At 63.0% G+C, this 20,129-nt stretch carries 20 protein-coding genes and 1 tRNA gene; 10 read left to right on the top strand and 11 right to left on the bottom strand.

Annotation, left to right across the window (positions count from 1 at the left end; genetic code table 11):
* Positions 1 to 105: 105 nt before the first annotated feature.
* The 5 genes from H6851_15675 (at position 106) to H6851_15655 (ending at position 4,086) form a co-directional block, all read left to right on the top strand.
* Positions 106 to 312, top strand: coding sequence for a hypothetical protein (locus tag H6851_15675; protein ID MCB9945045.1), 207 nt, complete (start codon positions 106 to 108; stop codon positions 310 to 312).
* 201 nt (positions 313 to 513) lie between these two features.
* The gene (gene tnpA / locus H6851_15670; GenBank protein ID MCB9945044.1) at positions 514 to 945 is read left to right on the top strand and encodes an IS200/IS605 family transposase; all 432 of its coding nucleotides are present in this window, start codon (positions 514 to 516) and stop codon (positions 943 to 945) included.
* 269 nt (positions 946 to 1,214) lie between these two features.
* The gene (locus H6851_15665; GenBank protein MCB9945043.1) at positions 1,215 to 2,384 is read left to right on the top strand and encodes an amidohydrolase; all 1,170 of its coding nucleotides are present in this window, start codon (positions 1,215 to 1,217) and stop codon (positions 2,382 to 2,384) included.
* Positions 2,385 to 2,534: 150 nt separating this feature from the next.
* Positions 2,535 to 3,077 carry a hypothetical protein gene (locus H6851_15660; GenBank protein MCB9945042.1) on the top strand — a complete coding sequence of 181 codons (543 nt, stop codon included), beginning with the start codon at positions 2,535 to 2,537 and terminating at the stop codon, positions 3,075 to 3,077.
* Positions 3,078 to 3,417: 340 nt separating this feature from the next.
* Positions 3,418 to 4,086 carry a hypothetical protein gene (locus tag H6851_15655; protein ID MCB9945041.1) on the top strand — a complete coding sequence of 223 codons (669 nt, stop codon included), beginning with the start codon at positions 3,418 to 3,420 and terminating at the stop codon, positions 4,084 to 4,086.
* Between the two features lie 167 nt (positions 4,087 to 4,253).
* Here the strand turns inward: H6851_15655 and H6851_15650 are convergent, their stop codons facing one another.
* Together H6851_15650 and ccrA are read right to left on the bottom strand one after the other, a co-directional pair.
* Positions 4,254 to 5,939, bottom strand: coding sequence for an acyl-CoA/acyl-ACP dehydrogenase (locus H6851_15650; GenBank protein MCB9945040.1), 1,686 nt, complete (start codon positions 5,937 to 5,939; stop codon positions 4,254 to 4,256).
* 3 nt (positions 5,940 to 5,942) lie between these two features.
* Positions 5,943 to 7,520 carry a crotonyl-CoA carboxylase/reductase gene (gene ccrA / locus H6851_15645; GenBank protein ID MCB9945039.1) on the bottom strand — a complete coding sequence of 526 codons (1,578 nt, stop codon included), beginning with the start codon at positions 7,518 to 7,520 and terminating at the stop codon, positions 5,943 to 5,945.
* Between the two features lie 139 nt (positions 7,521 to 7,659).
* Here ccrA and H6851_15640 point away from each other — a divergent pair, with 139 nt between their 5' ends.
* Positions 7,660 to 9,627: a protein meaA gene (locus H6851_15640; protein ID MCB9945038.1), complete on the top strand. Its 1,968-nt coding sequence runs from the start codon at positions 7,660 to 7,662 to the stop codon at positions 9,625 to 9,627.
* Here H6851_15640 and H6851_15635 read toward each other — a convergent pair.
* The 8 genes from H6851_15635 to H6851_15600 form a co-directional block, all read right to left on the bottom strand.
* The gene (locus H6851_15635; GenBank protein MCB9945037.1) at positions 9,624 to 10,061 is read right to left on the bottom strand and encodes a GFA family protein; all 438 of its coding nucleotides are present in this window, start codon (positions 10,059 to 10,061) and stop codon (positions 9,624 to 9,626) included. The genes H6851_15640 and H6851_15635 overlap by 4 nt on opposite strands.
* Before the next feature lie 10 nt (positions 10,062 to 10,071).
* On the bottom strand, positions 10,072 to 11,580 hold the full coding sequence (locus tag H6851_15630; protein MCB9945036.1) for an ABC transporter substrate-binding protein: 1,509 nt from the start codon (positions 11,578 to 11,580) through the stop codon (positions 10,072 to 10,074).
* Between the two features lie 123 nt (positions 11,581 to 11,703).
* Positions 11,704 to 11,997: an AzlD domain-containing protein gene (locus tag H6851_15625; GenBank protein ID MCB9945035.1), complete on the bottom strand. Its 294-nt coding sequence runs from the start codon at positions 11,995 to 11,997 to the stop codon at positions 11,704 to 11,706.
* A complete protein-coding gene (locus tag H6851_15620) occupies positions 11,990 to 12,730 on the bottom strand; it encodes an AzlC family ABC transporter permease (protein ID MCB9945034.1) in 741 nt (246 codons plus the stop codon). The genes H6851_15625 and H6851_15620 overlap by 8 nt, the downstream gene beginning before the upstream one ends.
* Before the next feature lie 252 nt (positions 12,731 to 12,982).
* A complete protein-coding gene (locus H6851_15615) occupies positions 12,983 to 13,243 on the bottom strand; it encodes a hypothetical protein (protein ID MCB9945033.1) in 261 nt (86 codons plus the stop codon).
* Positions 13,240 to 14,085 (bottom strand): S49 family peptidase, encoded by an 846-nt coding sequence (locus H6851_15610; protein ID MCB9945032.1) that lies wholly within the window; start codon positions 14,083 to 14,085, stop codon positions 13,240 to 13,242. Before H6851_15610 ends, H6851_15615 begins: the two co-directional genes overlap by 4 nt.
* Positions 14,067 to 14,828, bottom strand: a complete 762-nt coding sequence (locus H6851_15605; GenBank protein MCB9945031.1) for a methyltransferase — start codon at positions 14,826 to 14,828, stop codon at positions 14,067 to 14,069. Before H6851_15605 ends, H6851_15610 begins: the two co-directional genes overlap by 19 nt.
* A complete protein-coding gene (locus H6851_15600; GenBank protein ID MCB9945030.1) occupies positions 14,825 to 15,061 on the bottom strand; it encodes a DUF2007 domain-containing protein in 237 nt (78 codons plus the stop codon). The genes H6851_15605 and H6851_15600 overlap by 4 nt, the downstream gene beginning before the upstream one ends.
* A gap of 277 nt (positions 15,062 to 15,338) precedes the next feature.
* Between H6851_15600 and H6851_15595 the strand changes: the two genes are divergently transcribed.
* The 4 genes from H6851_15595 to H6851_15580 all read left to right on the top strand — a co-directional run bounded on the left by H6851_15595 (position 15,339) and on the right by H6851_15580 (position 18,882).
* Positions 15,339 to 16,307: a polyprenyl synthetase family protein gene (locus H6851_15595; GenBank protein MCB9945029.1), complete on the top strand. Its 969-nt coding sequence runs from the start codon at positions 15,339 to 15,341 to the stop codon at positions 16,305 to 16,307.
* Positions 16,308 to 16,395: 88 nt separating this feature from the next.
* Positions 16,396 to 16,481, top strand: a tRNA-Leu gene (locus H6851_15590).
* 247 nt (positions 16,482 to 16,728) lie between these two features.
* On the top strand, positions 16,729 to 18,000 hold the full coding sequence (gene chrA, locus H6851_15585; protein ID MCB9945028.1) for a chromate efflux transporter: 1,272 nt from the start codon (positions 16,729 to 16,731) through the stop codon (positions 17,998 to 18,000).
* 60 nt (positions 18,001 to 18,060) lie between these two features.
* Entirely contained in the window at positions 18,061 to 18,882 is an 822-nt protein-coding gene (locus tag H6851_15580; GenBank protein ID MCB9945027.1) for a hypothetical protein, read from the top strand.
* Here H6851_15580 and H6851_15575 read toward each other — a convergent pair.
* On the bottom strand, positions 18,812 to 19,990 hold the full coding sequence (locus tag H6851_15575) for an SGNH/GDSL hydrolase family protein (GenBank protein MCB9945026.1): 1,179 nt from the start codon (positions 19,988 to 19,990) through the stop codon (positions 18,812 to 18,814). The two genes, H6851_15580 and H6851_15575, sit on opposite strands and share 71 nt — an antisense overlap.
* Positions 19,991 to 20,129: the final 139 nt, after the last annotated feature.

The following is a 20,129-nucleotide window of genomic DNA, read 5'->3' as shown; positions in this document are numbered from 1 at the left end:
CGCTAACGTTAGTTTCATGATTTCGCTCCTAGTCTTGCATCCGTCCGACGATGTGGCGACCAAGTGAAATGCCGCCTGACCCTCGGAACAGGAGCCGGTACGGACATGAGCGACGATCAGATCCTCATCGAACTACGACGATTTGCTGGAATTCTCAAGGTGACAGCGGTCGATCCGCATGATGCGCTGGAGATAAGCTTCCAGGTTCCCGCGCAATGCAGCAGGGCCGCGATCGCCCGTCTGGCGCGGGCCAAGCTCGACTATGTTCGCAGCAGGGCGCAGGCGGACGTGTCTTCGGGTCTCCGCCGTTAGCTTTTCCCGTTCAGGCGGAATAGCCTGAACGATCAGGAAATGCGTCGAAACAAACAGATAGAGCCAGTTTTCCGATTTCACCTAAACTAAAATAGGAGATCCCCCGGCTATGCCGGGGCGGCAGCCCGAGTTTGACGTTTCCGGCAGTCCATCGCCGGGTTTCTTTCGTTTGCCACCACGCATACGGAAGGAACGTCAGCGATGGACACGTATCAGAGCCTAAGTCACAGCGTTTGGGACTGCAAATATCATGTCGTCTTTATCCCGAAATGCCGACGCAAGACGCTGTATACAGGCCTGCGCCCACATCTCGGCGCGGTTTTTCGACAGCTAGCCAAACAAAAGGAGAGCAAGGTCATAGAAGGTCATCTGCTACCGGATCACGTCCACATGATGCTCGCCATTCCCCCCAAATATGCTGTCTCCAATGTCGTCGGCTTCATCAAAGGGAAGAGCGCCATTCACTTAGCCCGTGTTTATGGCGAACGCCGACGCAATTTCGTTGGCCAACATTTCTGGGCAAGAGGATATTTTGTCAGCACGGTCGGGCGAGACGAAACGGTCATCCGCGACTACATTCGCAATCAGGAGAAGGAAGATCGCCGGCTCGATCAACTCGCGCTGTTACCCTGAACATGCCGCCTTCAGGCGGCGAACAGATTGCGGCCGCGCAGCGCCGCAAACCGCCGCTTTGAGCGGCTCTCAACCAAAGCCCCCGGCTCTGCCGGGGGATATTTACTCGGGAAACGCTAGCGATAGCGGTCGGGCCCGAAGCTCCGGCGGCGGTCTGCGGGATCATTCGTTCCGGTTCCAGGCCATCGCCCGCCGGGAAAAGAACCATGACAAACCGGTGAATGTCGTTTTAACCTGCGGACGAGGTTCCCGGGGAATGGAGAATTGCCGTGCCCATCGTCAATCGTGTTGCCGAATTCCATGATGACATGACGGCATGGCGCCGGCACCTGCATGCAAACCCGGAACTCGGCTACGAGGAAGTGATGACCTCGGCTTTCGTCAGCGGGAAACTCCAGGATTTCGGTGTTGACGAGATTCACGAGGGGGTGGGCAGGACAGGCGTCGTTGGCGTGATCCGTGGAGGCGACGGGCAGCGGCGCGTCGGCTTGCGCGCGGACATGGACGCGTTGCCGATCCAGGAAGCGACAGGGGTGCCGCACGCTTCGAAAAATCCGGGCAAAATGCATGCCTGCGGTCATGATGGCCATACCACCATGCTGCTGGGGGCAGCCCGCTATCTGGCGGAGACCCGGAATTTCAACGGTACGGTCTACCTTTACTTCCAGCCCGCCGAGGAAGGTCGCGCCGGAGCGAAGGCGATGATCGATGACGGCCTGTTCGAGCGCTTTCCGGCCGAAGCCGTTTTCGGACTGCACAACTGGCCGAGCATGCCCGTGGGTGTATTCGGAATGTGCAAGGGGCCGGCCATGGCCGCGTCCGACGAATTCCGCCTCACGCTCTCGGGCAAGGGCAGCCATGCCGCCATGCCCCAGGCATCGCACGATCCCGTGGTCGCCGGTGCCGCCATCGTCCAGGCGTTGCAGACGATCGTTTCGCGCCAGATCGACCCGATCGACAACGCGGTCGTCTCGGTCACCCAGTTTGTCGCCGGCGACACCTTCAACGTCATACCCGAAACGGCCCTGCTGGGCGGAACGGTGCGGACGTTCAACGCCGGGACCCGTGATTTCTGCGAGAAACGGCTGCGCGAGATTGCAGGCGGTATCGCCGCGACGATGGGTGTCGAGTGCGATATCTTCTATCGTCGGGGTTATCCGCCGATGGTCAATCATGAACGTGAATCGGATTTTGCCGCCGACAGCGCTGCCGAGATCGTGGGAGAGGACAAGGTGCAGCGCAATCCGCATCCGGTGATGGGAGCAGAGGATTTCGCCTTCATGCTTGAGGAAAAGCCCGGAAGCTACATCTGGTTGGGAACCGGTGGAGCCGAACAGGGCAAGTCCCTGCATAGCCCGCATTTCGATTTCAATGACGAAGTCTTGCCTATCGGCGCAAGCTATTGGGTCCGGTTGGTCGAACGTCTCATGGCAGCTTAAGGATTATTGTTAACCTTTTGTTATCCAAAGCATTCCATTGGGCACCAAATGGGATGCACGGGGTCCACGGTGGGATGTTGAACGGTGCTGGAAAATGCGAATACTTCGAGGAAGCGAAACAGGTATCGACATTCGACAGGGTGACAGGTGATGGATCAGGAACGCTACGAGGGCGAGGGGCGCGGTCTCGGTTGCTTTCTCGAGGACATCGCGCAAGGTGTCGAGGAGCAGCTCGGGCGGCAGTCGATACTGTATCATGCGCTCAGACGGGCGCTCTCGAGACGCGATCTCAAGTCCTTGCGCCATGCCCGGGACCTGTTCAATGCACTGCCGCGCCCGCAACGTCAGTTGCTTTCCCTGTCTGGAGTCGTTCGCTCGGTGGAAACCGGTGACGCGCCGGAACAATCGGCCATGGGAGATTTGCCGCCCGCGGCGACGGTGATCTGCTTTCGGACATCGGGCGATGCACTGTACAACCACCGCAATCCCCCCATCGAGGTCGAGACGGCCGATGGTGAAGAACCCGGTATGCGGGTATTGATCAAGGCGGATACGTTGCCGAAAGAAGCAGCCTGCCGTTTGAGGGAAATCGCCGACATGATCGAGACCGATCGAAAGCTGCTGTCGACCCGCTACTGGCGTGGAACATCGACGGGCAGCAAGTCATCCGATGACACAGGTTTCCTCGCGTAGATGTGATCGCCGCTTCGTCCACCCGGCGAACTGCCGCTTCCTTCAGCAGCTGTTAAGGTTTTCATGATATAGTTGTTTCTCCTTATGAACGACCGTCACGAGCCGTAAATGTGCCGAACGATGGTGAGGAAACGAGAAACGACATGACAACAAACCTGTCGAGGAAGTCGGCTGCATCGCCTTTCATGGCATGTCATCGCTGGACGCAAGGCGACCTTGCGGCCCTTTGGCCGCGACGCCCTACGGCGGGTCATGCCCGCCTTTCATTGGATATCGACGTCGGCTGCAACATTCCCGGTTGCGGCCTGGTCAGGAACCCTGGCGGGGCGCGTGGTGGATCATGTTGAAATTGCTTCAGGAATGGCACCCCGTATCACGGGTGGTGGCACTGGCAGGTCCGCTCGTCATCGGTTCGCTGTTGAGTCTCGATCTGCTGACGTCTGTCGAAAGTGCAAGTCCGAAGGCTATCGCGATTCGCCAGACTTCCCTACCCGTGGAAACTGCAAGGACCGATCAGCTTGCCCGCGTACGAAGGACAATGTCCGGTGACCTGGTTTCCTACCAGGCCATGGTCGACCGACCGCTCTTCACTCCCACGCGTCATGCCCGGGATGAAGCGGCAGCCGGGAGCCAGCCCGGGCGTCCCCGGTTGATGGCGATCCGTCCGCCTGCCGTTCCGTCCAGCGGCATCGAGCTCGTGGGGACGCTGATGCGGGATGGACATCAATTGGCGATGTTGAACCGTACGGGAAAACGGCAAATCGAAACCGTCGAAGCCGGGGCGGTCGTGGAAGGGTGGCAGGTCACGGCCATTCACGACACGGCCATCGAGATCGTTTCGAGGAATGGAGCCGTTCACAAGCGCTTGACCTTCCCCCGACTGGGAAATCCCGACGATGTGGTTCATCTCTTCTCGAACAGGGACTGCATCCCGGGCGAAACGGGCGATTTCTGCAATTCGATGGAAACTTACAATACACTTGGGCAGGACAACGCCATAGGCGGGTAGGTCAATCGCCTTGCCCGATATGGCGTCCTCTGTCCCCGGACCCAACGGCATTCCGATTTCGTGAAATCGGAATGCCGGATCGATCCCTTTGTTCCGTCGCACTTTCCGGTCGTTGATGCAGGACCATTCGAACGGATAAGTGGGTACGGACAGGTGAAGCCGGGCGGTCAGTTGGCGCCGGACAGGAGGCGGCGGGCGATGACCTGGGCCTGGATTTCGGCCGCACCCTCGAAGATGTTCAGGATGCGGGCATCGCACAGGACCCGGCTTATGGGATATTCCTGGGCATAGCCGTTGCCGCCATGGATCTGCAGGGCATTGTCGGCTGCCGCGAAAGCGACCTGCGCTCCAAGCAGCTTGGCAAGGCCCGCCTCCAGATCGCAGCGACGGTCGCCGTCTTTCTGCCTTGCGGCATGGAGAGTAAGCTGCCGGGCGATCATGGTCTCGGTGGCCATCCATGCGAGCTTCTGTGCGACGCGAGGGAAGGAGAAAAGCTCCCGGCCGAATTGCCGGCGGTCATGGGCATAGGCCAGGCCGAGATCGAATGCGCAGGATGCGACGCCAACAGCACGCGCTGCCGTCTGGATGCGCGCGCTCTCGAAGGTTGCCATCAGCTGCTTGAAGCCCTGTCCCTGCACGCCACCCAGCAGGTTCTCTTCCGGGACCTCGAAACCGTCGAACGACAGCGCATATTCCTTCATGCCGCGATAGCCGAGAACGCCGATCTCGCTGCCATCGAGCCCATCGACAGGAAATGCATCGTGTTCGGTGCCGCGTGGCTTGCGCGCCAGCAGCATGGACAGTCCCCTGTATCCCTTCTCGTCGGGAATCGTGCGACAGAGCACGGTCATCATGTCGGCCCGTGCGGCGTGAGTGATCCAGTTCTTCGCCCCGGTGATCCGCCAGTGACCGTTCAGACATTCGGCGCGGGTCTTGAGGTGTGCAAGATCGGAGCCTGTGTCGGGCTCGGTGAATACGGCTGTCGGGATGATCTCGCCGGATGCAATCCGGGGGAGGAACTCCTCCTTCTGTGCATCGGTGCCCCCCAGTCGAATCAGCTCGCCGGCGATTTCGGAACGGGTGGAAAGCGAACCGACACCGATATAGCCACGGGACAGTTCTTCGGTGACAATGCACATGGCCTCCTTGCCCATTCCGAGGCCGCCATGCTCTTCCGGCAGAGTGAGGCCGAAAACGCCGAGTCCCGCCAGTTCCTCGATGATCGACATCGGGATGAGTTCATCGCGATCATGCCAGCCCTGAGCAAAGGGCGTCACCTTCTCGGCGGCGAAGCGCCGGAACTGGTCCTGCACCAGTTCGAGCGTTTCGTCGCCCAGGCCGTGATCGCCCGTATCTCCTTCGCTCATCAGGCTGGCCAGGCGTGCGCGGCGTTCCGCCGATCCGCCTTCGCGAATGAGGGTGCGCACGGACGGATGACGTGAAAATTCCGCGATGTCGGCATCGGCCATGCCAAGATCGGCCGGGCGGACATATTCCACCTGGCTCATCGCAATGCCGCCTTCGAGCCGCGCGAGATATTCGGCGAAGGCCCAGTCACGCATCAGGCATTCGAGTTCGCGAAGGCGGCCGCGTTCGGCCAGTTCGCGCGACCAGGCCAGCATCTGCCGAAGACCTTCGACATAGACTTCGATCCACGCCACACCATGGGCGGCGTGCTGTTCGCGATCCAGCAGCTCGGAAGAAATCCTGCCATCCAGGCTGACCCGTGGACGGACGGCAGCGATGGCGGCATCTCGCAGCCTTTCGGCCGCCGCCAGCGCCTGGTCGAGGCAGGGGGTAAGGTCGCCGGATCCAATCTCTCGATCAAGGGGCTCGACCAGGGCGCTGGCCATGGTTCAGCCCTCCATCGCTTCGTCGAGTGTGCGCATGCCGGGCCTGCGCGCGGAGACCAGTACCGCCATGTTGCCGGGCTTGTGCTCGTTCTTGCGCATCTTCTGATGCGCGCGCGGGATGTCCTCCCATGCGAACACTTCCGACATGCACGGATCGACCTGTCGGTTGAGGACGAAACGATTGGCGGCGGATGCCTGCTTCAGATTGGCGAAATGACTGCCCTGCATGCGCTTTTGCCGCATCCACATGTAACGGGCGTCGACGGTGAGCTTGTAGCCCGTGGTGCCTGCGCAGATCACGACCATGCCGCCGCGCTTGACCACCAGTGCCGAGACGGGGAATGTCGCGGCACCGGGATGTTCGAACACCATGTCGACATCGTTCCCCTTGCCGGTGATGTCCCAGATGGCCTTGCCGAACTTGCGCGCTTCCTTGAGCCAGCTGCCATAGGCTTCCTGGTCCATCGGATCCGGCATTTCGCCCCAGCAGTTGAAGTCCTTGCGGTTGATAGCGGCCCTGGCTCCCAGCGAGAGGACGAAATCGCGCTTGTCCTCCTCGGAGATCACGGCGATGGCGTTGGCTCCCGAAGCGGCGATCATCTGGATCGCCATGGAACCGAGACCGCCGGCGCCGCCCCAGACCAGCACGTTGTCGCCCGGCTTGAGGGTATGCGGCTGGTGACCGAAGAGCATGCGGTAGGCCGTGGCCAGCACCAGGGTATAGCAGCCGGCTTCTTCCCAGGTGAGGTGTTGCGGGCGCGGCATGAGCTGGCGGCTCTGGACCCGGCAGAACTGGGCAAAACTGCCATCGGTCGTCTCGTAGCCCCAGATGCGCTGGCTGGCGGAGTTCATCGGATCGCCGCCGTTGCATTCCTCGTCGTCGCCATCGTCCTGGTTGCAATGGATGACGACTTCGTCACCGACCTTCCAGCGCTTGACCTTGGAACCGACCGCCCAGACCACGCCGGCGGCGTCGGAACCGGCGATGTGATAGGGCTGCCTGTGCAGGTCGAGCGGCGACAGCGGGATGCCGAGTGCCGCCCAGACGCCATTGTAGTTAACACCGGCGGCCATGACCAGCACCAACACTTCATCGTCGCCCGGCTGAGGTGTTGGAACGACTTCCTGCTGCATTGCGGTAATAGGCTCGCCATGCCGCTCCTTGCGAATGGTCCAGGCATACATGCTGGCCGGCACGTGCCCGAGTGGCGGAATCTCGCCGATCTCGTACAGATCCTTGCCCTTCGGCATTTCGTCGATATTGGCGGCTTGGGTCTTGACCAAGGGAATCACCTCTGCGCTCGTGCTCATCTGTGGCTCCTGCGACCGTGCCGACTGCCGGCCCGGCCTTGAAATTCCGTGCGTTCCCGTCTGCGCAACCGTTGACGAGAAGAAATCCTCCGGCTGAAGATCAATGCCTTCGCGTCGCGCGGCTTCCAGGACTTCCTGCTGTCGTCGCGCCGGTATGGCGCCCCGGCGGACCCACCCCGAGACGGCGGTCTGCCAGATGCCGAGAAGTTCGGCCAGACGCTGCTGTGAGCCGAATTTCTGGATGATCTGCTCGACCTGACTCTTTTGCATCTTTCCGTCCATGCTGCACATGCGTGACGCTGACGCACAAAAGTGTTGAAGTCAACACTATAAATGTTTTGCCGACCATGCCACGAAGGTGTTAGGGAAAGCTTACCCGTGTGCAACGACTCCGAACGAGGTGTTAGGCATGACCGACAAGCCCTGGCTCTTTCGCACCTATGCCGGCCACAGTTCGGCCAAGGCCAGCAACGAGCTTTACCGGACCAATCTCGCGCGCGGGCAGACGGGCCTGTCGGTGGCTTTCGACCTGCCGACGCAGACGGGCTATGACAGCGACCATCCGCTCGCGCGCGGCGAGGTGGGCAAGGTCGGTGTGCCGGTCTCACATCTGGGCGACATGCTGGTCCTGATGGACGGCATCCCGCTCGATCGCATGAACACGTCCATGACGATCAACGCGACGGCGCCCTGGCTGCTCTCCCTCTACATCGCGGCAGCCGAAAAGCAGGGCGTCGGGCGTTCGGTCCTCACCGGCACGGTGCAGAATGACATCATCAAGGAATATCTCTCGCGCGGGACCTACATCTTCCCGCCAGCACCTTCGATCAGGCTGATCGCCGATGTGGTCGCTTTCACGACGTCGGAAATGCCGAAATGGAATCCGACGAATGTGTGTTCCTATCACCTGCAGGAGGCGGGTGCCACGCCGGTGCAGGAACTGGCCTACGCGCTTGCAACCGCGATTGCCGTGCTCGATGCGGTGAAGGAAAGCGGGCAGATCGAGGATGCGGCGTTCGAAAAGGTCGTCGGGCGGATCAGCTTTTTCGTCAATGCGGGTATCCGCTTTGTCACCGAACTCTGCAAGATGCGCGCCTTCACCGAACTGTGGGACGAGATCGCGCGCGAGCGTTATGGCGTCAAGGATGAGAAATACCGGCGCTTCCGCTATGGCGTGCAGGTGAATTCGCTGGGGCTCACCGAGCAACAGCCAGAAAACAATGTCTATCGCATCCTGCTCGAAATGCTGGCTGTGACCCTGTCGAAGAATGCCCGGGCGAGGGCGGTCCAGCTTCCGGCATGGAACGAGGCGTTGGGCCTGCCGCGCCCCTTCGACCAGCAGTGGTCGCTGCGCATGCAGCAGATCCTGGCCTTCGAGACTGATCTTCTCGAATATGAGGATATCTTCGATGGCAGCCATGTGATCGCCGCCCGGGTCGAGTCGCTGAAGGATGAGGCGCGCGCCGAACTGGCGCGCATCGACGAGATGGGCGGTTCGCTGTCGGCGGTGGAAAGCGGCTACATGAAGGCGCGGCTGGTCGAGAGCAACACGAAACGTGTTGGCGATATCGCCGGCGGCCGGCAGAAGGTGATCGGTGTGAACTGTTACACCGACAGCGCACCGTCGCCGCTGACCACCGGCGATGCCTTCCTCGCCGTCGATGCCCGCGCCGAACAGGACCAGATCGGGGCGCTGCAGGCGTTCCGTGAACAGCGGGACGGTGCTGCCGTCGACGGTGCTCTTGCCGAATTGCGCCGGGTCGCGTCCGAGGGCGGCAATATCATGGAACCGTCGCTCGTCTGCGCGCGTTCGGGGGTGACCACCGGTGAGTGGAGCGGCGTGCTGCGCGAGGTGTTCGGCGAATATCGCGCACCGACAGGCGTTGCCGCCGCCAGCGTTCTCGACGAGGTCGATCATCTGGCGCTCGTGCGTGAAAAGGTGGATGCGCATGAACGGAGCAGCGGTCGCCGGTTGAAGATCCTCATCGGCAAGCCCGGTCTCGACGGTCATTCCAACGGTGCGGAACAGATCGCGGTGGCGGCGCGCGACAGCGGCATGGAAGTCGTCTACGAAGGCATCCGCCTGACGCCCGCGCGCATCGTCAACACCGCACTCGAGGAGAGCGTGCACGTCATCGGCCTGTCGGTGCTGTCCGGCTCGCACCTGCCGCTTGTGAGCGAGGTGGTCGAGCGCATGCACAAGGTCGGCATCGGCGACATCCCGCTCATCGTCGGCGGCATCATCCCCGAGGAAGACGCCCGCCAGCTCCTCGCCAAGGGTGTGGCCCGCGTCTACACACCCAAGGACTTCGCCATCCACGAAATCATGAGCGGCATCGTCGATATCGTCACGGAACGCGAGGAACGCGCGGCCTAATCGCCGTTGAGCCATCCTCGATCTTCGGGCACCGTTTCGAAGACGCGGGCGTCGTCGGAGAAGATGACCCAGGATTGGGCGCTGGCCGTGTGGACATGGTGCGTCGGACGCAGCCAACTCGTATCGTCGAGTGTGCCGGGTTTCAGGCTCAGATGACCCGCTGCGCGGCTGGCGCGGTGATGGATGCGGGTGCCGCAGAGCGGGCAGAAGGAATTGGTGAAGATCTGCCCGCTGGCAGCTTCACGCCTGAAGCTTCGAAGCTCGCCAGCGACGATTTCGAAATCCTGTTCATGGATGCGCATCGCCATGCCGAACGCGCTGCCGGACTGAGTCTGGCAGATGGTGCAATGGCAGGCATAGATGACAATCGGTGGCCCGGTGAGGACATAACGGAACGCACCGCATTCGCACCCACCGGGATGCCGGTCGATCATGTCCGTGGCATCATTTCTTCCAGTGCACTTTCGTCAGGTCATTGGCCTGAATGGGGCTGTTGGCCCACAGGCCTTCGAGGCGGGCGTCCCAGACGCCGCGTTTGGCCAGTTCGAACAGGAAGACATTGACACAATCTTCCGCAAGCATGCGTTGGGCATCGCCCAGGATGCGGTTCTGCCCGGCAGGGCTGGTGGTCGCGGCCAGTTCATCCATCAGCTTGTTGAAGTCCGGATTCCTGTATCCCCAATAGTAGTCGTCGCGGGCGTAATTTCCGATATCCATGGGCTCGGTATGGCTGACGATGGTCAGGTCGTAGTCCTTGCCGCCATAGACCTGTTCGAGCCACTGCGCCCATTCCATCGGGATCAGTTCGGCGCTGATCCCGACTTGTGCGAATTGTGCCTGGATGATCTCGCCGCCACGCCGGGCATAGGGCGGTGGCGGCAGCTTGATGGTGAGCTTGAGGTTGCTCTGCCCGGCCTCGGCAAGCAGTTCCTTCGCCTTTTCGACATCGTGCGGATAGCGGCCGGTCAGGTCGACATAGGCCGGGTGGTGCGGGGCGAAGTGACTGCCGATGGGCGTGCCGTAGCCATATTCCGAACCGTCGATGATGGCCTGCCTGTCGATTGCGTAGGCCAGCGCGCGGCGTACCCGGATGTCATTGAAAGGTGGCCGGGCATTGTTGATGGCAAGGATCGTCTCGCCTTCCGTCGAACCGATCTCGACATGGAAACGGGGATCGGCTTCGAACTGGGGGATGCTCTCGGGCGAGGGAAAATTGGCAAAGGCATCGACATCGCCCGCCATCATCGCCGCCACGGCCGCGGCGGGATCCGGAATGAACTTGAACACCGCGGATTTCAGCCCCACGGGTTCGCCCCAGTAATCATCACGGCGCTGCAGCCGGACGGAATCGCCCTTGCGCCATTCGACGAAGCGGAACGGTCCTGTCCCGACAGGCATCGTCTTGTTGTTGTCGGCGGATGCCGGGTCGACGATGACGGCATCGCCCAGACCGATGTCGAACAGAAACTGGCCGGTCGGCCGTTTGAGCGTGATGACCACGCTGCTGCCATCATCGCCGGCCGCCACGCTCGCGACCGGTTCGAACAGGTCCTTGTGGGCGTTCGTGCTGTCGTCGGCCATGGCGCGCTCGAAGGTGAACACGACATCGGACGCATCGAAGGCCGCACCATCCTGGAAGGTCACGCCGTCGGCCAACTGGAAGGTGTAGGTCAATCCGTCTTCGGAAATCGACCATTCCCGGGCAAGGGCCGGCTGCACCACGCCATTTTCATCAATCCGGGTCAGCCCCTCGAAGATATTGGCATAGACGACCTCGTCGATGGCGGCAGCGGCACCGGCGGTCGGATCAAGGTGCGGCGGTTCGAGCACCATGCCCATGACCAGCGTATCCGGCGGTCCGGCAAGCACGGGTATTGGCAGGACGGCAGCAATCGCTCCGGCGAGGATCGTGCCGAGCAGGCGGTTCGAGCCGGGGTTGCAGGTCGTTGACATGGCCATTTCCTCCAGATCCGCGTTGCGCGGAAAATCAGCACAATGCGCGGGGCTTGGCTAGAGTTCTTGTCAGGGTGGCGGACCGGCGGCAGGGAAGGGGGCAGGCATTCCACGTGAACCGGGTCATGCCCAGAGGCGAAGAAGTCCGAGGGCCGTCATGCCGGCAAGCATGGTCAGGGGAAGGTTGCGTGTGGGAATGGCCACCGCCGTCGCAACTGCCGCCGCAGTCCATTCGAGAGGCCCCGTCTGCAGGAGCAGGACGGTTGTCAGTGCGAGGATGAGGCATCCCGGAAGGGCGGCAAATCCCCGTGCCCAGCGGCCGTCGCGCGGCAGGCGGGCGCCGAGAAGATAGCCGGCCAGGCGGATGGCCAGCGTGCCCAGGGCGAGCAGGACGATGAGAAGCCAGCGGTCATCCATGAACGCCATCCGCGGTCGTCTGCGCCTGGCGACCTTTCTGCGGCATCAGGGCAGCGGTCAGTGCTCCCGCGATACCGCCCGCCACCAGCGCCCATGACGGCTCGATGCCGGTCGTCAGGACAAACATGCCGCTTGCGAGTACGGAGGCGACCCAGGGCAGGAGATCGTCATGGTCGCGCCAAAGGTTGCGCAAAATGGCGATGAAGGCTGCGACGAAGGCAAAATCGAGCCCGAGAGCCTGGGGGTCGGCCAACTGCTGCGCAAACATCGCTCCACTGGTCGTGGCGGCGATCCAGGCCAGGAAAAGGCCGCTGCCGGCACCGACAAGATAGGCAAAGCCTGCCGGTCGACCCCGAGCGCGCGTCGCGTGCATCAGTGACCAGCTCTCATCGCTGGCGAGATGAATGCCCAGGAGAACCTGCCAGGGCGGTCGTCCGGCCAGTTCATCCCTTAGCGATGCGGTGATCAGTATCAGGCGCAGATTGAGGGCGAGGCCGGCGACCAGTGCCGTGATGGGACCAGCACCCGCGATCAGCCGTTCCACGGAGACGATCTGTGACGATCCGGCAAAGACGACCGCACCCATGATGCCGGTCCCGATGCCGCCCAGGTCGGCACGCGCCGCCAGGATGCCGAAGGCGATGCCGTAGATGGCAACGCCCGCTGCCAGCGGCAGCCCATCGATCATGCCGGCCTTGAAAGCCGATGCCGTATCGCCGTGGATGGGCTTCATGGGTGACCGTCAACCCTTTCATGTCGAACGACGTTCGATTTGATGAACAGGCCGCCAGCGTTCGTCAACGCAAACAGGAGAGTGGCTGCCATGGACATCCCGGCGGACCTCGTCCGTTCCGGCGAGGCGCTGGAGGATCCTGCTGTCAGCCTGCCGGTCCTTGCAAGGCCCGGCCGAACGTCAGGTACCGGATGCGGAGTCCGGGCACGGAAAACCCTCGTTGCCGCATCTGCGGTTTCGTGCCTGTCCGGCTCATGTCTTGTGCGTGCATTCCTCGACACTCGTGCAGATGGTACCATTGGGCACATAGGCACCGCATTTGGGGCATTTGACGAGTTCAACCGTCCTGGCGGACTGCCGGCTTGCCGAACGCGGCTGGCCGCCGCGCGCCGGCTTGCGCGGCGTGGACCTCGGCGGATCGTCGGCGATGTGCGTGCGCAGGGTCTCGAACAGCTTGAAGCCCTTCCAGACCGCGATGATGATGCCGATGGTGAAAGCGATCTTGTAGATCATCGCAAGCCGTAACGATTGTAGAGCATGCGTTCCTCGATGGTGCCGATGAGGCTCCGGGCGATCAGGTCGGGCGACATGGCCTGCTGGAGCCCCAGCTTGCGCTGCAGCCACGAGCGGGTCGGGTTGACATTGACAAGGCGCACGCGGTCACCGTGGCGATCGCGCATGATGCTGCGGAGGTCGCCGATGGCATCGACCAGGCCGTGACCCACGGCCCGGGTCCCGGTCCACACCCGCCCGGAGAACAGTTCGTTCTCGTCGATCGCGAGCTTGCCGGACCTGCGTTCGCGCACATGCGCCTTGAAGGCTTCGAAGATATCGGCCTGCACCTCCTTGAGGATCACCCGGTCTTCCTCGCGCTCCGGTCGGAAGGGATCGAGCATGCCCTTGTCGGGGCCGGTCGTGTGACTGCGCCGCTCGATGCCGAGTTTTTCAATCGCCCCGGTGAACCCGAATCCCGCGCTGATCACACCGATGGAGCCGACGATGGAGCTGGGGTCGACGAAGATTTCATCGGCGGCGAGGGCCAGCCAGTAGCCGCCCGATGCTGCCACATCCTCGACGAAGGCAATCACCGGCAGGTTCTTTTCTTGCGCCATCGCCCGGATACGCCCGGCGATCAGCGAGGACTGCACCGGTGAGCCGCCGGGTGAATTGATGGCCAATGCGACCGCCCTCGCCCGCTTCATGGAGAATGCGGCCTCGATGGGACCCGCGAGGGCCGCCATGCTCAATCCGCCGCGACGACCGGGCAGGGCGCCAATGGCACCGGAGAGGCGCAGGACCGGGATGACCGGCGGCCGCCCCCTGGTCAGACGGTCCCTTATTGTCGAGAAGAGCATCGCGTTCCTTCCATCACGGTGTCGAGACCGGCGGCATCGCGCAGGATGGCCCTGGCTTCATCCGTCTCGTCACCGTTCTCCCTCCTTAGATAGAGCCCTTTGTGCAGGCGCAAGGGGGCACGGCTGCCTTTTCGTCCGCGCAGGATCACCCGATGGGCGAAGGGATGGTCGGGACGGGTGAAGATCGGGACAACGAGAAGGTCGCCGAAGCGGCCGCTCATTTCCGACAGCAGCAGTCCCGCCTTGTCGGCCGTGTTGATGACAACAAGGGTGCCGCCCGACACCGTTCGCCTCATGCAGGCTTCCATCCACGATCCCGGATCGATCCCGGCATGGTCGGCCGAACGCTTCGAGGCGCAGCGCGGCAGCCGGTGGGCACCGGGTTCGAAGAAGGGCGGATTGGTGGCGACATGGTCGAAATTCTCGCCGCGCAGAACATCCGAGGTGATGTCGCCGGCGACGATCCGCGCGCCCGCATGCGCGAGATTGGCCTCCAGATAGTCCACATGCCGGTCCAGGATTTCCACGGCAGTGAGTTGCACACCCCTCACGCGTGCCATCACGCACAGTCCCAGCGCACCCGTCCCGGCCCCCGCATCGAGCAGGCTTTGCCCCGGGCGGATCGGCACGGCTGCCGCCGCGAGCAATGTGTCAATTGCAACACGGTAGCCGCGGCTGGGCTGCAACAGGCTGACCCGTCCATCCAGCAGCGTGTCCCGTGTCGAGGACGTTTCGCCCCTCATGGTTTTTCCACGAAAATGTCGTTGAATTCGCCGCCGCTGGCATCTTCGAGTACCGCCTTTGCGCGTTCCCGGTCGGATTGCGGGACCAGCAGGCGACGCGGAATTGCACCGATGCTGCCTTCGAGTGCGCTCATGTGCTCATCGAGCAGCAGAACGTCGATGCCTGCCGCTTCGAGCATGGCTCGTGCCCAGGACAACCGGACCATGTCATTGCTCGAAAACAGTTCCACCATCATGTGACCCAGTGCCTCGCCCGTTTACGCAGGGCTTGAGTTTGCTTGCGAGTTCCGCCACGTGTTAGCAGGATAGGTCGCGTCGGATAAGGAAAGCTTGCGCGATTCGGCGGGGTCGAACCGTGAAGGAAGGGGCCGGGTCGCAAACGGCGCAGTCCTGAGCAGGAACGACGCCGCACCTGCCCGCCGAAGATGCGGGCTGAAACGGGGCAAGGGAGTTCGCCTTTTGAGCGCAGTGCCGCTGGAAAAATCGGAAGATGACGGGCGCGGCGACGCCATGTTGCAGGCGCGCATGCTGATTGGCGACGATCTCGTCGGTGTGAACGCGCTCATCGTCGAACGCATGGAAAGTGAAGTTCCGCTCATTCCCGAACTCGCGCGCCATCTGATCGCGGCCGGCGGCAAGCGCATCCGCCCGGTCCTCACGCTTCTTGCTGCCCGGCTCTGCGGATATGCGGGCGATCGTCATGTCGCCCTTGCCGCCTGCGTCGAGTTCATTCACACGGCCACGCTCCTGCACGATGACGTCGTCGACGAAAGCGATCTGCGCCGAGGCCGATCCACCGCCAATGCTCTCTGGGGCAACAAGGCGCCCGTGCTCGTCGGCGACTTCCTCTTTTCCCGTGCCTTCGAGCTCATGGTCTCCGATGGCTCGCTGCGCGTGCTCGAAATCCTTTCCAACGCGTCTGCCGTCATTGCAGAAGGCGAGGTGGCCCAGCTCGTCACCGCCAATGACATGTCGACCGACGAGGACGCCTATTTCAACGTCATCCGGTCCAAGACCGCCGCCCTCTTCAGGGCGGCCAGCCGCATCGGTGCCGTCGTCGCCGGCCGTCCGCACGAGGAGGAGGTCGCCCTTGCCGCATTCGGCGAGGAACTGGGTATTGCCTTCCAGCTCGTCGACGATGCGCTGGACTACGCCGCCCGTCAGGCGCTGCTCGGCAAGACCGTCGGCGATGATTTTGTCGATGGCAAGGTTACGCTGCCGGCGATCATCGCCTATCGCGAAGGCAATGAGGACGAACGCTCCTTCTGGCGGCGTACCATGGAGGAACAGGTTCAATCGCCGGGCGATCTCAAGCAGGCCCAGGCCTTCCTCGCGCGGCACCGGGCCATCGAGCGTACCATCGACCGGGCCATCGAGGCCGGCCAGCGGGCGCGGGACAGCCTTTCGATCTTCCCCGACAACCCGACGCGCCGGGCCATGCTCGACCTCGTCGACTTCGCCACCCGCCGCGCTTTCTGATTTTTGCAGCCCTGCGTGACGCGAACCTGCAACTTCCCCTTGCATGGTCGCGAAATCCCTTTAAAAAGCGGCGCACCAACATGGTCACGCGGTTGTGGCGGAATTGGTAGACGCGCAGCGTTGAGGGCGCTGTGGGCCTAGCCCGTGGAGGTTCGAGTCCTCTCAACCGCACCATCCCGTTTCTCAAGTCTGAAATATCCCCTGAAGTCGAATTGTCAGGTTTGCCGGAACTGGCCGTTTCATCGGCAGTCGGCGGCTTTTTTCGTTCCGGCCGGACGGTGCGTTTCTCATGGCCGGGTCCTCCCTGGCATCCGCTGGCAGCGGGGAATGTACCCAAAGAGATTCAATCGAATGCAAAAGGGATGTCATTCCCTTACCTTGCCGTCATCCTCATGATACCTTGCGGTGAAATTTGCGATGGATGTCGGTATGTCGACGAAACGCGGGAAAGGCCGTGACTGTAAGTGAGGTGCAGTCGAGGCGTGCCGGGTCCGGGGGGACTCCGGGGGAGGTTTTCGGCGTCTTCATGAAACTGGGTCTGACTTCGTTCGGCGGGCCCGTCGCGCATCTCGGATATTTTCGCGATGAGCTGGTCACGCGGCGCAAGTGGCTCGACGATCGCGCCTTTGCCGATCTGGTCGCCCTGTGCCAGTTCCTGCCCGGGCCGGCTTCGAGCCAGGTGGGGTTTGCACTGGGGCTGATGCGGGCGGGCTGGCTCGGCGCGCTCGCGGCCTTTGTCGCCTTTACCCTGCCTTCCGCCCTGGTCCTGCTCGCCTTCGCCATGACGGCCTCGTCGATATCCGGCCCGGTCGGGTCCGGTGCCCTGCACGGGCTGAAGATCGTCGCCGTGGCCATTGTCGCGCAGGCGGTGTGGGGCATGGCCAGGACCCTGTGTCCCGATCGTGAACGTGCGGCCATCGCCGCGGGTGCCGTGATCTGGCTCGCGCTGGTTCCCGGTGCGTTCGGAATGGCGGGTGCCATCCTCATTGGCGCCATCGCCGGCCTGATTCTGGGCCGGGGTGCGGCGGGGTCCGTCGGCGCCCCTGTTGCCATGCCCGTCCGCCGCAGGGATGCGGGCATGGCCCTGACGGTCTTTGCCGCCCTTCTCGTTTGCCTGCCGCTCGCCGCCGGCGGGTCGCAGTTGCTGGCGGTCATCGACAGTTTCTATCGGGCGGGGGCACTGGTGTTCGGGGGAGGTCATGTCGTGCTGCCCCTCCTGCAGGCTGGTGTCGTGCAGCCCGGCTGGGTCACGCCCGACGCGTTCCTCGCCGGCTATGGCGCGGCACAGGCGGTGCCCGGGCCGCTCTTCACCTTCGCCGCCTATCTCGGCGCGTTGCTCGTCCCGGGGCCGGATGGTGTCGCCGGAGCGGCGATCGCGCTGGTTGCGGTGTTCCTGCCGGGCTTCCTGGTCCTGATCGGCGTCCTGCCGTTCTGGGACCGGTTCCGGATGATGGCGCCGGCACAATCGGCCATGCAGGGGGCCAATGCCGCGGTCGTCGGAATTCTCGCAGCGGCGCTCTATGCTCCCGTTTTCACCGGTGCCATCGGAGATCAGGGCGACTTCGCGCTGGCGCTTGCATGCTTCGTTCTGCTGGTGGCATGGAAGGCGCCACCCTGGACCGTCGTCCTCGCAGCGGCCGTCGGTGGCATCACCATGGCGGTCGTGCGAACGTCGGGGATCATTTCCTTTTAAAGAATAAAATCCTTTATTCGATACGGTATCGTATGGTACTGTCGTCTTATGGCTGGATTCGTGAAGCATATCGCGGGCCTGCATGTCCGGGGCGTGCTGGAGCGGTCGTTGCGGCTGCTCCGGACGTGTCGGGCGCTGGCAGGCGTCGGGAACCGGGTGCACAGGCAGCGGCGACCGGCGGTCGCGTTCATGAAGGAAGGAGCGCTGACGGCATTCCGGCTGGCGGCGCGACATGTCCGTGCGGCGGGCCTGCGCTGTGTCCTGCGGCGGTTCATGCCGGTTCTGGATGCGTTCGTCGCGGCGGAATCCGCCGGACTGGCGCTGGATGCCGGGGAAAAGCGGCAGTTCCGCCGGGCGTGGCTCGCCTATCTTGCGGGCGACGATCCGGCCGAAGCCGTGGGTCTGCTGCTGCAATCGGTGCGGCGGCGTCGCGCGGCCGGCGGCGGGCCGGACAAGCCCGTGCCCGTTTGCGCGAGCGATTCCGCGCCTGTCGGCGAGGTCGCCGAAGGACTCTGGCACAGCCGGCTGATCGTCTTCATTCAGGGCGCTCTCGGCCGTTCATGTATTCCAGGCGGGCGATTGCCGGATGCGGTCATGGCCCGGTCCATCGAAATGTCGGTCGCCTGCGTGTCGGCCATGGCATGGCTGGCCGCCCGCGCCCGCGATCCGCCCCGCCCTTGCTGCCCGATAGCCGGACCAGCCTGGAGACCGTTCGCGTCGCCGGGCTTTTCGTGCTGGCCGGATGAATCTCTTGGGTTCATTCCCCGTTTCTTGCCCTGCTGCTTGCGGCGGGGTTGTTTTTCGGCCGGTGTCACGACCGGTCGCGCGAGGCCGACGGATCGCCGCCATTCTCCGGGCCGGTTCCCCGTTCGCTGCGGATGATGCCTTCCAGTCCGTCGGCAACGAGGTCGGCGATCATGCGCGATCCGCGGTCATTGTAGTGAACGAAGTCATACATGGTTTCGGGACCGGCCTCGAAGGTTTCGGCGAGGTCGATCAGCGGCACCTCGTAGTGCCGGGCGAGGTTGCGGATATCGTCGTTGAACAGGTGGAAGAGGGTCGCCATCTGGTCGGGATCGACGCCGAGCCTGTGCGCTTCGGCGCGCAGGGCTTCCAGGTCATCGCCCTTGAAACGGCCCGGCTGGGTCATCAGTACCGGCTCGATATCCCATATGCGTGCTGTGGATACGAAGGTGTGCAGGGATCTCCGGAACATCTGCCGGTAGGCGTCGAAGCGCTGCGGATCGCCGATGCGCCGGCTTGCGGCGAAGGATTCTTCGGATTTCGACAGCTTTCTCTTGAGGACGGACAGGGCGCGGTAGGTGTCCGGCAGGAGATTCTGGACGCGCCAGGCGAGTGCATCGGTGAAGCCGGGAAGTTCCTCGAAGTGGACAAGTCCCCGGTCGCTGTCATTCCAGTAGGTGTCGAAATAGAGCAGGGGCACCACATCGTTGATGTCGTGCATCAGGACCACCATGTCGGGCTGCAACGGTACGATCTTGCCGAGCAGGATCAGGTTGCTGTGCATGGAATCGTTGCCCGAGACGCCCGAGTTCCAGGTGTCCACGGCGATGTCGAGGCGCTCGTCGAGGATCCTGCCGACGCGGTAGGGCCAGCGTTCGAGTTCGGCCGCGTGCTTGTTCTCGGTGGTTGATCCGCCGAGGAAGACGATCTTCAGGTCGGGATCGGGCAGGGTGCCGGATGGTTCGACATAGCGCCCGGGACCTACCTGGAAGCGGACGGTCGAGCGGCCTTCGGGGTGCACGCTGCGATCGGTGAAGGAGAGCGGCAGGATGTTGTCCTGGGGAACGTGTTCGCGCAGCGTCAGGGCCCGGCGCATCTGGGCGTCGTCGCCAGCGGGAAGGAGCCACTCGCCGACTGCGACCAGCGACATCAGGAGCAGGAGCAGTGCCGTCAGCATGATGATCACGACGAGCGGTCGGGTGCGTGCGTCGACAGCATCGCGCTCGGGGCGCTCGGGGTTTGTCATGGTTGCCTCCAGCGACAATGAGCAGGATTTGTCGCAGTCTAGTCCGAAGTTCGCCTGTTGCCGCCATGACCTGCCCTTCAGCGTCGTCAGATATGCATGGTGCGTCAGGGCAAGATCCGGAGGGTGGCGAATCGTCCGG

The organism is Geminicoccaceae bacterium (genome assembly GCA_020638465.1).
Classification (GTDB): domain Bacteria; phylum Pseudomonadota; class Alphaproteobacteria; order Geminicoccales; family Geminicoccaceae; genus JAGREO01.
This window is presented reverse-complemented; position numbering and strand designations above follow the sequence as displayed.

Bases quoted from the DNA above. Each gene is read 5' to 3' on its own strand.
- H6851_15675 (MCB9945045.1), top strand. From the start codon at position 106: ATGAGCGACGATCAGATCCTCATCGAACTACGACGATTTGCTGGAATT.
- tnpA (MCB9945044.1), top strand. From the start codon at position 514: ATGGACACGTATCAGAGCCTAAGTCACAGCGTTTGGGACTGCAAATAT.
- H6851_15660 (MCB9945042.1), top strand. From the start codon at position 2,535: ATGGATCAGGAACGCTACGAGGGCGAGGGGCGCGGTCTCGGTTGCTTT.
- H6851_15655 (MCB9945041.1), top strand. From the start codon at position 3,418: ATGTTGAAATTGCTTCAGGAATGGCACCCCGTATCACGGGTGGTGGCA.
- H6851_15650 (MCB9945040.1), bottom strand. From the start codon at position 5,939: ATGGCCAGCGCCCTGGTCGAGCCCCTTGATCGAGAGATTGGATCCGGC.
- ccrA (MCB9945039.1), bottom strand. From the start codon at position 7,520: ATGCAAAAGAGTCAGGTCGAGCAGATCATCCAGAAATTCGGCTCACAG.
- H6851_15640 (MCB9945038.1), top strand. From the start codon at position 7,660: ATGACCGACAAGCCCTGGCTCTTTCGCACCTATGCCGGCCACAGTTCG.
- H6851_15635 (MCB9945037.1), bottom strand. From the start codon at position 10,061: ATGATCGACCGGCATCCCGGTGGGTGCGAATGCGGTGCGTTCCGTTAT.
- H6851_15630 (MCB9945036.1), bottom strand. From the start codon at position 11,580: ATGTCAACGACCTGCAACCCCGGCTCGAACCGCCTGCTCGGCACGATC.
- H6851_15625 (MCB9945035.1), bottom strand. From the start codon at position 11,997: ATGGATGACCGCTGGCTTCTCATCGTCCTGCTCGCCCTGGGCACGCTG.
- H6851_15620 (MCB9945034.1), bottom strand. From the start codon at position 12,730: ATGAAGCCCATCCACGGCGATACGGCATCGGCTTTCAAGGCCGGCATG.
- H6851_15615 (MCB9945033.1), bottom strand. From the start codon at position 13,243: ATGATCTACAAGATCGCTTTCACCATCGGCATCATCATCGCGGTCTGG.
- H6851_15610 (MCB9945032.1), bottom strand. From the start codon at position 14,085: ATGCTCTTCTCGACAATAAGGGACCGTCTGACCAGGGGGCGGCCGCCG.
- H6851_15605 (MCB9945031.1), bottom strand. From the start codon at position 14,828: ATGAGGGGCGAAACGTCCTCGACACGGGACACGCTGCTGGATGGACGG.
- H6851_15600 (MCB9945030.1), bottom strand. From the start codon at position 15,061: ATGGTGGAACTGTTTTCGAGCAATGACATGGTCCGGTTGTCCTGGGCA.
- H6851_15595 (MCB9945029.1), top strand. From the start codon at position 15,339: ATGTTGCAGGCGCGCATGCTGATTGGCGACGATCTCGTCGGTGTGAAC.
- chrA (MCB9945028.1), top strand. From the start codon at position 16,729: ATGTCGGTATGTCGACGAAACGCGGGAAAGGCCGTGACTGTAAGTGAG.
- H6851_15575 (MCB9945026.1), bottom strand. From the start codon at position 19,990: ATGACAAACCCCGAGCGCCCCGAGCGCGATGCTGTCGACGCACGCACC.